Source organism: Streptomyces sp. NPDC032198 (assembly GCF_040636975.1).
Taxonomy (GTDB): domain Bacteria; phylum Actinomycetota; class Actinomycetes; order Streptomycetales; family Streptomycetaceae; genus Streptomyces.
Genome location: NZ_JBEZVL010000011.1, coordinates 1 through 13,428, shown reverse-complemented (window position 1 = coordinate 13,428; position 13,428 = coordinate 1). Strand labels below are relative to the sequence as shown.

Annotated in this window: 12 protein-coding genes and 1 pseudogene; 10 read left to right on the top strand and 3 right to left on the bottom strand. The window is 67.9% G+C overall.

The genetic code is table 11. The features are described from left to right. Positions 1-64: 64 nt before the first annotated feature. Positions 65-475, top strand: a pseudogene (locus tag AB0E78_RS27885) (type VII secretion integral membrane protein EccD); the annotation flags it as partial. A gap of 10 nt (positions 476-485) precedes the next feature. On the opposite strand, the gene AB0E78_RS27880 reads toward AB0E78_RS27885, so the two are convergent. Beyond that, complete coding sequence (locus AB0E78_RS27880; protein ID WP_361837825.1) at positions 486-788, bottom strand: DUF397 domain-containing protein; 303 nt, start codon at positions 786-788, stop codon at positions 486-488. A 361-nt stretch (positions 789-1,149) separates the two neighbouring features. Here AB0E78_RS27880 and AB0E78_RS27875 point away from each other — a divergent pair, with 361 nt between their 5' ends. The 6 genes from AB0E78_RS27875 to AB0E78_RS27850 all read left to right on the top strand — a co-directional run bounded on the left by AB0E78_RS27875 (position 1,150) and on the right by AB0E78_RS27850 (position 8,343). Further along, on the top strand, positions 1,150-2,625 hold the full coding sequence (locus AB0E78_RS27875) for a PQQ-binding-like beta-propeller repeat protein (RefSeq protein WP_361837822.1): 1,476 nt from the start codon (positions 1,150-1,152) through the stop codon (positions 2,623-2,625). A gap of 231 nt (positions 2,626-2,856) precedes the next feature. After that, positions 2,857-3,144 (top strand): 30S ribosomal protein S15, encoded by a 288-nt coding sequence (rpsO, locus tag AB0E78_RS27870; RefSeq protein ID WP_160507553.1) that lies wholly within the window; start codon positions 2,857-2,859, stop codon positions 3,142-3,144. Positions 3,145-3,504: 360 nt separating this feature from the next. After that, complete coding sequence (locus tag AB0E78_RS27865; RefSeq protein WP_361837819.1) at positions 3,505-5,721, top strand: polyribonucleotide nucleotidyltransferase; 2,217 nt, start codon at positions 3,505-3,507, stop codon at positions 5,719-5,721. After that, the gene (locus AB0E78_RS27860; protein ID WP_361837816.1) at positions 5,718-7,097 is read left to right on the top strand and encodes a pitrilysin family protein; all 1,380 of its coding nucleotides are present in this window, start codon (positions 5,718-5,720) and stop codon (positions 7,095-7,097) included. The genes AB0E78_RS27865 and AB0E78_RS27860 overlap by 4 nt, the downstream gene beginning before the upstream one ends. Positions 7,098-7,118: 21 nt before the next feature. Further along, complete coding sequence (dapB, locus tag AB0E78_RS27855; protein WP_361837813.1) at positions 7,119-7,871, top strand: 4-hydroxy-tetrahydrodipicolinate reductase; 753 nt, start codon at positions 7,119-7,121, stop codon at positions 7,869-7,871. A 19-nt stretch (positions 7,872-7,890) separates the two neighbouring features. Beyond that, the gene (locus AB0E78_RS27850; protein WP_361837810.1) at positions 7,891-8,343 is read left to right on the top strand and encodes a tetratricopeptide repeat protein; all 453 of its coding nucleotides are present in this window, start codon (positions 7,891-7,893) and stop codon (positions 8,341-8,343) included. A gap of 17 nt (positions 8,344-8,360) precedes the next feature. On the opposite strand, the gene AB0E78_RS27845 is transcribed toward AB0E78_RS27850, so the two are convergent. Both AB0E78_RS27845 and AB0E78_RS27840 read right to left on the bottom strand, forming a co-directional pair. Further along, positions 8,361-8,921: a hypothetical protein gene (locus AB0E78_RS27845; RefSeq protein ID WP_361837807.1), complete on the bottom strand. Its 561-nt coding sequence runs from the start codon at positions 8,919-8,921 to the stop codon at positions 8,361-8,363. A 159-nt stretch (positions 8,922-9,080) separates the two neighbouring features. Then, a complete protein-coding gene (locus AB0E78_RS27840) occupies positions 9,081-9,320 on the bottom strand; it encodes a hypothetical protein (RefSeq protein WP_361837805.1) in 240 nt (79 codons plus the stop codon). 190 nt (positions 9,321-9,510) lie between these two features. Here AB0E78_RS27840 and thyX point away from each other — a divergent pair, with 190 nt between their 5' ends. The 3 genes from thyX (at position 9,511) to AB0E78_RS27825 (ending at position 13,182) form a co-directional block, all read left to right on the top strand. Further along, positions 9,511-10,251 (top strand): FAD-dependent thymidylate synthase, encoded by a 741-nt coding sequence (gene thyX, locus AB0E78_RS27835; protein WP_361837802.1) that lies wholly within the window; start codon positions 9,511-9,513, stop codon positions 10,249-10,251. 190 nt (positions 10,252-10,441) lie between these two features. Beyond that, a complete protein-coding gene (dapA, locus tag AB0E78_RS27830; RefSeq protein ID WP_361837800.1) occupies positions 10,442-11,341 on the top strand; it encodes a 4-hydroxy-tetrahydrodipicolinate synthase in 900 nt (299 codons plus the stop codon). A gap of 155 nt (positions 11,342-11,496) precedes the next feature. After that, a complete protein-coding gene (locus tag AB0E78_RS27825; protein ID WP_361837798.1) occupies positions 11,497-13,182 on the top strand; it encodes a ribonuclease J in 1,686 nt (561 codons plus the stop codon). Positions 13,183-13,428: the final 246 nt, after the last annotated feature.

Here is a 13,428-nt window from a genome sequence, read left to right as displayed (position 1 = left end):
AGATGAAAGGTGACGGGCCCTCGGGGCGACGACGCGTCGGCATCATCGGGCGCTGCATGCCCTCTCGGACGACGGCTGGGGGCAGCTGCTTGCCCTCGCCACCGGCATCGCGATGCTGATGCGCGCCCAGCTCTTCCGTTACACGGCTCAGGTCGCCTCGACGCTGGCCGCGGGCCTGGCGGCGCTCGTGCTGCTCGGACTCGGCCTCTGCCTCAACCCGCCGCACGCGCTGATGCGTGATGCCCTGCTTGGCGACAGCTCGGCTCTCAACGTCCAGACTCTGTGGCTGATCGCGGCGATCGCGGTCGCCTCCGCACTGGTCACCGCCGTAGGCCTGATCACGTCGCGCCGAGGCGTCACCCCCTTCTGGGGCCGCTTCACGGAAATCGCTGAAGGGTTCGTCCTGCTGACGCTGGTCCCGCTGACCCTGGCTGTCTTCGACGTGTACGCCTCGGCGCGAGCTCTGACCAGCTGACAGCTGCGCTCTATGCGTCAGCCGCGTCCCGGCTGTCCTCGCCCGCCGCCGGCTCCAGATCGAACTCCCCGTCCCGCGCCCCGAGTACGAAGGCCCGCCATTCCGCCTCGGTGTATCGCAGCACCGTCTCGGGATCGAGTGACGACCGCATGGCCACGGCGCCGTCCGGCAGGTACGCGATCTCGACCCGCTCCTCGTGTGCCTCGGCGCCCGGCGCGCTGTGCCACTCCACGCCGGAGATGTCGAGAGCGTAGAGCTCGTTCTTCTCGCGCTCTTTACGAGCCTGGACGTCCTCGTGCTGTGCCTCGGCCATTGCGCGACGGCCCCTTCCACCTGAGCGAACCAACCGTTGGCTCAGACTACTTGGCGGGCCGGAAGGTACGCAGCGCAATGGCCTCGTCACCTGGGGTCCCGGTCGCGGTCCCTCAACCCTGAACGGATGATGGCGAAAGCGCGGAGATAAGGTGACGCGCGCATCGTGCGGAACCTGAACCAGTGGGCTTTTGCGGTGAGTTCACCCGCAAAAGCACCCCCGACTTCGCACGTCACGACATCCCTCGACGCCAGAAAGGCCCTGCCACGTGAGTCCCGGCCCGCCCCATTCCGCCTTCACTCAGTCCGTCCTGAGCGCGGAGAGGGAGAACAAGAAGCGTCGCGCGAGGGCGCTGGCCGTTGTGCTGGCAGTAGTTCTCTGCGTGGGCAGCGGTGTCGTCTGGGCGGTGACCGACGGCGATCAGCCGCAGCCGAAGAAGCCGGCCGCCGTGCGGCAGGCACCGGACGACATCCGGGACACCGTCGAGAAGGTCCCGCGGAGCCCCGAGGGCAACCTCGCCGTCGACCACAACGAAAAAGAGTTCAAGAAGAGGTTCGGGCGCGAGACCGTCCACGCGCCCGGCGCGTGGGCGACGGAGAAGAATTTCGTCCGGGGAACCGGCAGCACGCTCAAGGGCTTCAAGTTCGGCACGTTCGAGGAAGACTGGTCCACCGAGCTGACCGGCCCGATATGCGACACCACCCGCCACGTCACCGCCGACGGACGCACGGCTGTCCTCCTCCAGGGGAAGAGCGACAAGCCCAAGGACGCCAAGGGCAAGGACAAGAAGAAGGGCAAGAAGGACAAGGGCGGCAAGGGCAAGAAGGACAAGAAGGGCAAGGGGAAGAAAGCCAAGGGCAAGAGCCCCAAGGCCGACAAGCCCGACGAGCACCTCTGCAACGAGCTGGCCTTCTTCGACCTGAACACCGGCGAGAAGCTCTGGCAGATGAAGTTGCCCGACGCCAAGGGAGCGTTCGCGCAGAACACCAACGTGACCATGACGCGCGGCACGGTCGCCGTGGCATGGGGCCAGGGCTCGGTCGCGTACGACATGAAACGCGGGCGGCAGCTGTGGACGGGTGCGCCCTCGGCGGAGTGCCGGGACCTCGGCTTTGCGGGCGGGCGCGACCTTCTTGCCCTCGTCCAGTGCGGGGACATCGAGGAGCCCCAGTTCAAGGTGCAGAAGGTGCGGCCCCGGACGGGCAAGACGGAGTGGACCTACAAGGTGGCGCGCGGGGTCGAGCGCGTCTACTTGGTGTCGTCCGACCCTGCGGTGCTGGCCGTCTCGACCGACGGCACCGCCGTGACAAACTTGATCACCCTCGATGACCGGGGCGACTACCGGGCCACGATCGACATGCCGGAAGGCCGCTTCTTCGACAACTGCGGGAAATCGCCCTTCGGGGCCGTCGAGACGTGTGACGCGATCGCGGTCGGGCGGGAACAGCTGTTCCTGGCGGCCTCCAAGGGCTCGCCCGCGGACAACTGGATCGTCTCGTACGACCTCGGTACCGGGAAGACGGTCAAGAAATTCGACTCGAAGCCGGACCGCCCGATGTACCCCTTGCGGGTGAGTGGCGGCAAACTGCTCGCGTTCCGGCCGAGCGACGACGGCGTCTCACCGGCCGCCGTGGTGAGCCTTGACCCGCGTAGGGGCGAGGAGACCCCGTATCTGCTCTTCGGTATGCCGGACCGCATCGGGATGGAGAATCCGGAGGAGAGCCAGATCATCGTTGAGCATGGCCGGGTCTTCTTCGCCCCGAGGGAACTGTCCGCGGAGGACAGCGGGCCCTGGAAGGGCATGGCCTTCAGCGTGCTGGGAGTCGAAGGCGCCTGAAGCGCCCGAAGCGGCGTGCGGACTGGACAGGAGCCCTGTCAGCTGTCCACGACCCGACTGGTACCCTGTGTAACGGCCGTATGTGTAAGCGCCCCCAGACCCCCTAGGTCAAGACCCTGACCAAGGACCTGGAGACAGCCCCAGCGGACCTCGCCTCCCGAGTTACGGAAGCTCCCCTGCGATTGAGACCAGGGGCACTCGATGGCCACGAAAAGACTACGAGGAGTAAGCGTGTCGCTCGACGCCGCTACGAAGAAGCAGATCATGACCGAGTTCGGCCAGAAGGAGGGCGACACCGGCTCCCCCGAGGTCCAGGTCGCCATGCTCTCCCGCCGTATCTCGGACCTGACCGAGCACCTCAAGACCCACAAGCACGACCACCACTCCCGTCGTGGTCTGCTGATCCTGGTCGGTCAGCGCCGCCGTCTGCTGCAGTACCTGGCCAAGAAGGACATCAAGCGCTTCCGTGCGCTGGTGGACCGTCTGGGCATCCGTCGCGGTGCGGCGGGCGCGAAGTAAGACATCGTGAAGGGGGGCGGTTCCCACGTAAGAGGGGGCCGCTCCCTTTGCTGTACGTGCGCGTTGTCACCGACGCTTTGTAGTCTGGTGACATAAGCACGTCCCCGCGGGTAGGGATCACCATGGTCCAGCGCCCGGGGGACACCCAGTAGGACCCCACGAAGGAGAGGCGCACCAAGCCGCCGCCGATCTTCGGTAGTGGCTCCCGGGAGAAACCCCGGGAGCTTCGATCGAAGACCGGCCCGCACACACGGCGCGCTTCTCCACACAGTCCCCGTCCACGAAGGACGCATGGGGCGCCGCTCCCGGGCCACACGGGCCCAGGGGCGAGAAGACGAAACGTAGACACGTAGGAGAACAGTGGAGAACGAGACCCACTACGCCGAGGCTGTTATCGACAACGGCACTTTCGGCACCCGCACCATCCGCTTCGAGACGGGCCGCCTGGCCAAGCAGGCCGCAGGCTCCGCCGTCGCGTACCTGGACGACGACACCATGGTGCTGTCGGCCACCACCGCTTCCAAGCGGCCCAAGGACCAGCTCGACTTCTTCCCCCTGACGGTGGACGTCGAGGAGCGGCAGTACGCCGCCGGCAAGATCCCCGGTTCGTTCTTCCGTCGTGAGGGCCGCCCCTCCGAGGACGCGATCCTGACCTGCCGCCTGATCGACCGCCCGCTGCGTCCTTCCTTCAAGAAGGGCCTGCGCAACGAGATCCAGATCGTCGAGACGATCATGGCGCTCAACCCCGACCACCTGTACGACGTGGTCGCGATCAACGCCGCCTCCTGCTCCACGCAGCTGGCCGGCCTGCCCTTCTCGGGCCCGATCGGCGGCACGCGCGTGGCGCTCATCAAGGGCCAGTGGGTCGCCTTCCCGACGCACACCGAGCTCGAGGACGCCGTCTTCGACATGGTCGTCGCCGGTCGCGTCCTCGAGGACGGCGACGTCGCGATCATGATGGTCGAGGCCGAGGCCACCGAGAAGACCATCCAGCTCGTCCAGGACGGCGCCGAGGCGCCGACCGAAGAGGTCGTCGCCGCCGGTCTCGAGGCCGCGAAGCCCTTCATCAAGGCGCTCTGCAAGGCCCAGTCGGACCTCGCCGCCAAGGCCGCCAAGCCCACCGGCGAGTTCCCGGTCTTCCTGGACTACCAGGACGACGTCCTTGAGGCCCTGACGGCCGCCGTGAAGTCGGAGCTCTCCCAGGCCCTGACCATCGCCGGCAAGCAGGAGCGCGAGTCCGAGCTGGACCGCATCAAGGAGATCGCCGCCGAGAAGCTCCTCCCGGCCTTCGAGGGCCGCGAGAAGGAGATCTCCGGTGCCTACCGCGCGCTGACGAAGAAGCTCGTCCGCGAGCGCGTCATCAAGGACAAGGTCCGCATCGACGGCCGTGGCGTCACGGACATCCGTACGCTCGCCGCCGAGGTCGAGGCCATCCCGCGCGTGCACGGCTCGGCGCTGTTCGAGCGTGGCGAGACCCAGATCCTGGGCGTCACCACCCTCAACATGCTCCGCATGGAGCAGCAGCTCGACACCCTCTCCCCGGTGACGCGCAAGCGCTACATGCACAACTACAACTTCCCGCCGTACTCGGTCGGCGAGACCGGCCGCGTGGGTTCGCCCAAGCGCCGCGAGATCGGCCACGGCGCGCTCGCCGAGCGCGCGATCGTGCCGGTTCTCCCCTCGCGCGAGGACTTCCCGTACGCGATCCGTCAGGTCTCCGAGGCCCTCGGGTCGAACGGCTCGACGTCCATGGGCTCGGTCTGCGCCTCGACGATGTCGCTGCTCAACGCCGGTGTGCCGCTGAAGGCCGCCGTCGCCGGTATCGCCATGGGTCTGATCTCGCAGGAGATCGACGGCCAGACGCACTACGTCGCCCTCACCGACATCCTCGGTGCGGAGGACGCGTTCGGTGACATGGACTTCAAGGTCGCCGGTACGAAGCAGTTCGTGACCGCGCTCCAGCTCGACACCAAGCTCGATGGCATCCCCGCCTCGGTCCTGGCCGCCGCGCTGAAGCAGGCCCGTGACGCGCGTCTGCACATCCTCGACGTGATGAACGAGGCGATCGACGTTCCGGACGAGATGTCCCCGAACGCGCCGCGCATCATCACGGTCAAGATCCCGGTGGACAAGATCGGTGAGGTCATCGGCCCGAAGGGCAAGATGATCAACCAGATCCAGGAGGACACCGGCGCCGACATCACGATCGAGGACGACGGCACCATCTACATCGGTGCCGCGCAGGGCTCGCAGGCCGAGGCCGCCCGCGCCACGATCAACGGCATCGCCAACCCGACCATGCCGGAGGTCGGCGAGCGCTACCTGGGCACCGTCGTGAAGACGACGACCTTCGGCGCGTTCATCTCGCTCATGCCGGGCAAGGACGGTCTGCTGCACATCTCGCAGATCCGTAAGCTCGCCGGCGGCAAGCGCGTGGAGAACGTCGAGGACGTCGTCGGCGTGGGCCAGAAGGTCCAGGTCGAGATCGCCGAGATCGACTCCCGCGGCAAGCTCTCCCTCATCCCCGTCATCGAGGGTGAAGAGGGCGACGACACGAAGGACGACACCGACAAGTGACGTCGCGTAGCACCACGACGACGGCCCGCACCTCCGAGGAGGTGCGGGCCGTCGCCCGTACCCAAACCCTGCTCAAGGGCAAGGACGGCATCGGCACGGTCCGCCGTACGACGCTGCCGGGCGGCCTCCGCGTCGTCACCGAGACCCTGCCCTCCGTACGCTCCGCGACCTTCGGGATCTGGGCGAACGTCGGATCGCGCGACGAGACGCCCTCCCTGAACGGCGCCACGCACTACTTGGAGCACCTGCTCTTCAAGGGCACCAAGAAGCGCAGCGCCCTCGACATCTCGGCCGCGCTCGACGCGGTCGGCGGCGAGATGAACGCGTTCACGGCGAAGGAGTACACGTGCTACTACGCACGCGTGCTCGACACCGACCTGCCGCTGGCCATCGACGTCGTCTGCGACATGCTGACGGGCTCCCTGATCCTCCAGGAGGACGTCGACGCAGAGCGCGGCGTCATCCTCGAAGAGATCGCGATGACCGAGGACGACCCGGGCGACTGCGTGCACGACCTGTTCGCGCACACGATGCTCGGCGACACCCCTCTCGGCCGCCCCGTCCTCGGCACCGAGGAGACGGTCAACGCCCTCACCGCGGAGCGGATCCGCCGCTTCTACAAGAAGCACTACGACCCGACCCACCTCGTGGTCGCGGCCGCGGGCAACGTCGACCACAACAAGGTCGTACGCCAGGTCCGTGCCGCCTTCGAGAAGGCCGGCGCCCTCCACCGCACCGACGCGACCCCGATGATCCCGCGCCAGGGATCTCGCTCCCTGCGCACGGCGGGCCGCGTCGAGGTCGTCAACCGCAAGACCGAGCAGGCCCACGTCATCCTCGGCATGCCGGGCCTGGCCCGCACGGACGAGCGCCGCTGGGCCATGGGCGTCCTGAACACCGCCCTCGGCGGCGGCATGTCGTCGCGCCTCTTCCAGGAGGTCCGGGAGAAGCGCGGCCTGGCCTACAGCGTGTACTCGTACACCTCGGGCTTCGCCGACACCGGCCTCTTCGGCGTGTACGCGGGCTGCCGCCCGAGCCAGGTGCACGACGTGCTGAAGATCTGCCGCGACGAACTCGACCAGGTCGCGCAGAACGGCCTGACCGACGACGAGATCGGCCGCGCGATCGGCCAGCTCGCGGGCTCCACCGTCCTGGGCCTCGAGGACACCGGGGCGCTGATGAACCGTATCGGCAAGAGCGAGTTGTGCTGGGGCGAGCAGATGTCGGTCGACGACATGCTGGCGAAGATCGCGGCGGTCACCCCCGACGAGGTCCGTGAGGTCGCCCGCGAGGTCCTCGGCCACCGCCCGTCGCTGTCGGCCATCGGCCCGCTCAAGGACAAGCAGGCCGCCCGCCTGCACGAAGCGGTCTCCTAACTCCCCTAAGGAATCAGGCACATGAGCAAGCTGCGCGTGGCGGTCATCGGAGCCAAGGGCCGGATCGGCTCCGAGGCCGTCCGAGCCGTCGAAGCCGCCGACGACCTGGAACTGGTCGCCGCACTGGGCCGGGGCGACTCGCTGGACACGCTGGTGGAGACCGGCGCCCAGGTCGCGGTCGAACTGACCAACCCCGACTCGGTGATGGACAACCTGGACTTCTGCGTCCGGCACGGCATCCACGCCGTGGTCGGTACGACGGGCTGGACCGACGACCGCCTCGCGCAGCTGCGTGCCTCCCTGGACGCCTCGCCGAAGACGGGTGTCCTGATCGCCCCGAACTTCTCCATCGGCGCGGTCCTCACCATGAAGTTCGCGCAGATCGCGGCGCCGTACTTCGAGTCCGTCGAGGTCGTCGAGCTGCATCACCCGAACAAGGCCGACGCCCCCAGCGGCACTGCCACGCGCACGGCCCAGCTCATCGCCGAGGCCCGCAGGGAAGCGGGCAGCGCCCCGCAGCCCGACGCCACCTCGACAGCGCTCGACGGCGCGCGCGGCGCGGACGTCGACGGCGTGCCGGTGCACTCCGTGCGCCTGCGCGGCCTCCTGGCCCACCAGGAGGTGCTGCTGGGCGGCGAGGGCGAGACCCTGACGGTCCGGCACGACTCGCTGCACCACAGCAGCTTCATGCCGGGCATCCTGCTCGGCGTACGCCGTGTGGTGAGCACTCCGGGCCTGACGTTCGGTCTGGAACACTTCCTGGACCTGAACTGACGCGGACCGGCTGACCCTCATGCGAGCAAAGATCACTTACGCCGTCACGGCTGCCGTCCTGGTCGTCTACTTCGTCCTGGTCGGCAGCCGGGGCGTGCTCCTGATACAGCACGGCACCGCGCTCACCGTCACCTTCGGTGTCGCGGTGCTGATCCTGCCGTTCATCGGTGTCTGGTTCCTCTGGAAGAACACCCAGTTCGTCCAGCGCGCCAACCGCCTCGCCGCCGTGCTGGAGGCCGAAGGCGGCCTGCCGGTCGACGAGTTGAGGCGCACGCCCGGCGGCCGCATCGACCGTGACTCGGCCGACGAGGTCTTCGCGAGGCGCAAGGCGGAGACCGAGGACGCACCGGACGACTGGCGCTGCTGGTTCCGCCTCGCCGTCGCCTATCACGACGCCCGGGACACCCCGCGCGCGCGAAAGGCGATGCAGCGCGCGATCGCGCTGCACGCGGGCAGGCCGGTGAACGTCTAGCGTTTTGAACCAGGCGATCAGGCGGTACGGCGGTACTCGTCGGCCCAGACCTCGATGGAGTCGGCCGCCCGGTTGAACGCCTCGTACCGCGCCAGGAAGTCGGCATTGCGGTCGGTGAGCAGCGGAGGCTGCCCCTCGGCCTGCTGATCCCGGCGTACGAGGATGAGTGCCTGCCCCTGCACGGTGCGCGGCAGCCCGAGCCACCGCACGGGCTGCTGCGCGGTACGCACCGCCACGACCTGGGCCCACGGCACGGTCTGCGTCGTCAGGAAGGCCACCCGACGCAGTCCGTGCGCGCTCACCCAGGTGCCCATCCGCAGCAGCCGCAGCGCGCTCACGATGACGGCCACCGCGAGCCCCGCGCAGATCGCGGCACCCGCCAGTGAGTCCGCGAACGCGATGATCACGGCGGCGACGAGGACGAACGAGGCGAGCAGCAGAAGCAGCGCGGCCGCCCCCACCCGCCACGGGCCGGGCCGGTAGGGCCGGCGCCAGTGGTCGCGGTCGTCGAACGGCAGCGCGGCGTCGTCCGCTGTCTCGTCAAAGGCGCGGTCCGCCGTCAGAAAGGGCAGGGGCACGACTGAATCCTCACTCGATCCACGCACGGGCTGTGCCCGGTGAGGCTACCGAGCCCTGCACCCGCCTACCACCCACGGGGGGCCATGGGGGTACCTTCCACGCCTTTCAGGGCAGTGGGTCCGGGGCGGTGAGGGAGATTCGGAGGGCTTGGACGGTCGTCATCGACCGTCCGAGGCCTCGGACTGCTGGTGGTGCGTGGGTGCCTGATCGGGTGACAGGGCGGGCATGCCGAACAGCATGGATCCCGCGAGCCCTGCGACCACGACCAGACCGACCAGGGTGCGACCCACGACCTGACTGGCCGTGGCGCGCTCCCGGGGAGGGGGAGTGACATTGCTGCGGAACTTGTCGGCTTCGGCGATGAAGGCGAACGGGACTGGCTCGCGCCGACGGAACATGGGGTGCGTTTCTCCTCACGCGACTCGAACTGAACTCTGTTACCTAGACAGACGCTCGAAACGGCCGATCGGTGCCCGGTTTCGCCAAATTCGCCGAAGAATGTCGTGGCGGGGCACCGAACGGCCGATTGTCAGTGCCTGGCCATAGAGTGGGCGCCGCCCGAGTGATGCACATGGAAGGACCCCGCCAGTGAGCGAGACCCCCACCGAAGACCTCAAGCCCAGCTTCCGCAGCGAGGTCACCGTCGAGCTGGTGAAGCATGCCGCGACCGACTCCGACGTCCTGTGGGCCGCGCGTGTCTCGACTGCCGGTGAGCAGTCCCTGGAGGAGCTCCAGAAGGACCCCGAGCGCTCCAAGGGCCTGATCAACTACCTGATGCGGGACCGGCACGGCAGCCCCTTCGAGCACAACTCGATGACGTTCTTCATCAGTGCCCCGATCTTCGTCTTCCGCGAGTTCATGCGGCACCGCGTGGGCTGGTCGTACAACGAGGAATCGGGCCGCTACAGGGAGCTCCAGCCGACGTTCTACGTCCCGGACGAGTCCCGCAAGCTGGTCCAGGAGGGCCGCCCCGGGAAGTACGTCTTCGTGGAGGGCACCCAGGCCCAACAGGAGCTCACGGGCCGCGTCATGGAGGACTCCTACCGCCAGGCGTACGAGGCGTATCAGGAGATGCTCGCCGCCGGCGTCGCCCGCGAGGTCGCCCGCGCGGTCCTGCCGGTCGGCCTCTTCTCGTCCATGTACGCGACGTGCAACGCCCGTTCGCTGATGCACTTCCTCGGTCTGCGCACGCAGCACGAGCTCGCCAAGGTCCCGTCCTTCCCGCAGCGGGAGATCGAGATGGTCGGCGAGAAGATGGAAGAGGAGTGGGCCCGGCTGATGCCGCTCACGCACGCCGCCTTCAACAAGAACGGCCGTGTGGCTCCGTAAGGCACTGGTGTACGGGTGGGCTGAGCGAGGTGTCCGTATTGCGGCATTTCGAGAAGTTCATCTAGCCTGATCAAACGGACCCGGCACTGCTTGAACCCCCGAGCAGGCAGTGCCGGGCTCCTCACTTGTCAGGTCCGCACACATCCCCCGAGGGGGGACCACGCGCTGAGCAGCGAGTAGCGTGTTACCCATGGCTCCGACCTCCACTCCGCAGACCCCCTTCGGGAGGGTCCTCACCGCCATGGTCACGCCCTTTACGGCGGACGGCGCACTCGACCTCGACGGCGCGCAGCAGCTTGCTGCCCACCTGGTGGACGCAGGCAATGACGGCCTCGTCATCAATGGCACCACCGGCGAGTCCCCGACCACCAGCAACGCGGAGAAAGCCGAGCTCGTACGAGCCGTAGTGGAAGCAGTCGGAGACCGCGCCCACGTCGTGGCGGGCGTCGGCACGAATGACACCCGCCACAGCATCGAGCTCGCCCGCGACGCCGAGCGTGTCGGCGCCGACGGCCTCCTGACGGTCACGCCGTACTACAACAAGCCCCCGCAGGAGGGCCTGCTCCGGCACTTCACCGCGATCGCCGACAGCACCGAGCTGCCGGTCATGCTCTACGACATCCCCGGGCGCAGTGGCGTACCGATCAACACCGAGACGATCGTCCGCCTCGCCGAGCACCCCCGGATCGTCGCCAACAAGGACGCCAAGGGCGACCTGGGCCGCGCCAGCTGGGCCATCGCCCGCTCCGGCCTCGCCTGGTACTCCGGCGACGACATGCTGAACCTCCCGCTGCTCTCCGTCGGCGCCTGCGGCTTCGTCTCCGTGGTCAGCCACGTGGTCACGCCCGAGCTTCGCTCGATGATCGACGCGTACAACACGGGTGACGTACAGAAGGCCACCGAGATCCACCAGAAGCTGCTCCCGGTCTTCACGGGCATGTTCCGTACGCAGGGCGTGATCACTACCAAGGCGGCGCTCACCCTGCAGGGACGCCCCGCGGGACCGCTGCGGCTGCCCCTGGTCGAACTGTCGCCCGACGAGACGGCCCAGCTCAAGATCGATCTCGCCGCCGGCGGGGTACAGCTCTAACCACAGACTTCACAACTGAATACGCGAAACACCGCAGGACATCGACTGACATCGACTGACACGGTCCTGCACACACACAAACAACTGCTACTGCACGAACGTCATGCGCGCCACGTGCCCTGGAGGTACGTGGCGCGTGTGGTGAGGAGAGTCTTTTGAGTCATCCGCATCCTGAACTCGGCGCCCCGCCGAAGCTCCCGAAGGGCGGCCTGCGGGTCACCCCGCTCGGCGGCCTCGGTGAGATCGGCCGCAACATGACCGTCTTCGAGTACAACGGTCGCCTGCTGATCGTCGACTGCGGAGTGCTCTTCCCCGAGGAGGAGCAGCCCGGAATCGACCTGATCCTGCCGGACTTCACGTCCATCAGGGACCGCCTCGACGACATCGACGGCATCGTGCTCACGCACGGCCACGAGGACCACATCGGCGGTGTCCCGTATCTCCTCCGCGAGAAGCCGGACATCCCGCTGATCGGCTCCAAGCTGACCCTCGCGCTCATCGAGGCGAAGCTGCAGGAACACCGGATCCGTCCGTACACGCTCGAGGTCGTCGAGGGCGACCGCGAGCGCCTGGGTCCGTTCGACTGCGAGTTCATCGCGGTCAACCACTCCATCCCGGACGCCCTGGCCGTCGCCGTCCGCACCCCCGCGGGCATGGTGGTCGCCACCGGCGACTTCAAGATGGACCAGCTGCCGATGGACGGCCGCCTCACGGACCTGCACGCGTTCGCACGGCTGAGCGAGGAGGGCATCGACCTCCTTCTCTCCGACTCGACGAACGCCGAGGTCCCGGGCTTCGTCCCGCCGGAGCGCGACATCTCGAACGTGATCCGGGGCGTCTTCGCGGGCGCCCAGAAGCGGATCATCGTCGCGAGCTTCGCCAGCCACGTCCACCGCATCCAGCAGATCCTGGACGCGGCCCACGAGTACGGCCGCAGGGTCGCCTTCGTCGGCCGCTCGATGGTCCGCAACATGGGCATCGCGAGGGACCTGGGCTACCTGAAGGTCCCGCCGGGCCTCGTCGTGGACGTCAAGACGCTCGACGACCTCCCCGACAGCCAGATCGTGCTCGTCTGTACGGGTTCCCAGGGCGAGCCGATGGCCGCCCTGTCCCGGATGGCCAACCGTGACCACCAGATCCGCATCGTCCAGGGCGACACGGTGATCCTGGCGTCGTCGCTCATCCCCGGCAACGAGAACGCGGTCTACCGCGTGATCAACGGCCTGACCCGCTGGGGAGCGAACGTCGTCCACAAGGGCAACGCGAAGGTGCACGTCTCCGGCCACGCGTCGGCCGGCGAGCTCCTGTACTTCTACAACATCTGCAAGCCCAAGAACCTGATGCCGGTGCACGGCGAATGGCGCCACCTGCGCGCCAACGCCGAGCTGGGCGCCCTCACCGGCGTTCCGCACGACCGCATCGTGATCGCCGAGGACGGCGTCGTCGTCGACCTCGTCGAGGGCAAGGCGAAGATCGTCGGCAAGGTCCAGGCGGGATACGTCTACGTCGACGGCCTCTCGGTCGGCGACGTCACGGAGTCCTCCCTCAAAGACCGCAGGATCCTCGGAGACGAGGGCATCATCTCGGTCTTCGTGGTCGTGGACTCCAGCACCGGCAAGATCACCGGGGGCCCGCACATCCAGGCCCGCGGCTCCGGCATCGACGACTCGGCGTTCTCCGCGGTCATGCCGCGGGTCCAGGAGGTCCTCGAGAAGTCGGCGCAGGACGGCGTCGTCGAGCCCCACCAGCTGCAGCAACTCATCCGCCGCACGCTGGGCAAGTGGGTCTCGGACAACTACCGCCGACGTCCGATGATCCTTCCCGTGGTCGTCGAGGTCTGACCCGACACTGCGTGAACTTGGAGCGGGGCGCCTCGATTTGCATCGGGGCGCCCCGCTCCAGTACGTTTACGTCTCCGCCTGAACGGGAAGCACCCGGCACTCACGTGCTCGGAGCAACCCAAAGAGGGCGGGGGAATTCCGACTCAGAATCTCTGATAAAGTCGGACTCGCCGGAAAGGGAAACGCGAAAGCCGAAAGGCCGGAGCGGGAACCGGAAAGGCACCGAGGAAATCGGACACGAAAGAG

Excerpts from the sequence above, each read along its gene's own strand:
- AB0E78_RS27840 (WP_361837805.1), bottom strand. The coding sequence starts at position 9,320 with ATGTTCCGTCGGCGCGAGCCAGTCCCGTTCGCCTTCATCGCCGAAGCC.
- AB0E78_RS27850 (WP_361837810.1), top strand. The coding sequence starts at position 7,891 with ATGCGAGCAAAGATCACTTACGCCGTCACGGCTGCCGTCCTGGTCGTC.
- dapA (WP_361837800.1), top strand. The coding sequence starts at position 10,442 with ATGGCTCCGACCTCCACTCCGCAGACCCCCTTCGGGAGGGTCCTCACC.
- AB0E78_RS27880 (WP_361837825.1), bottom strand. The coding sequence starts at position 788 with ATGGCCGAGGCACAGCACGAGGACGTCCAGGCTCGTAAAGAGCGCGAG.
- dapB (WP_361837813.1), top strand. The coding sequence starts at position 7,119 with ATGAGCAAGCTGCGCGTGGCGGTCATCGGAGCCAAGGGCCGGATCGGC.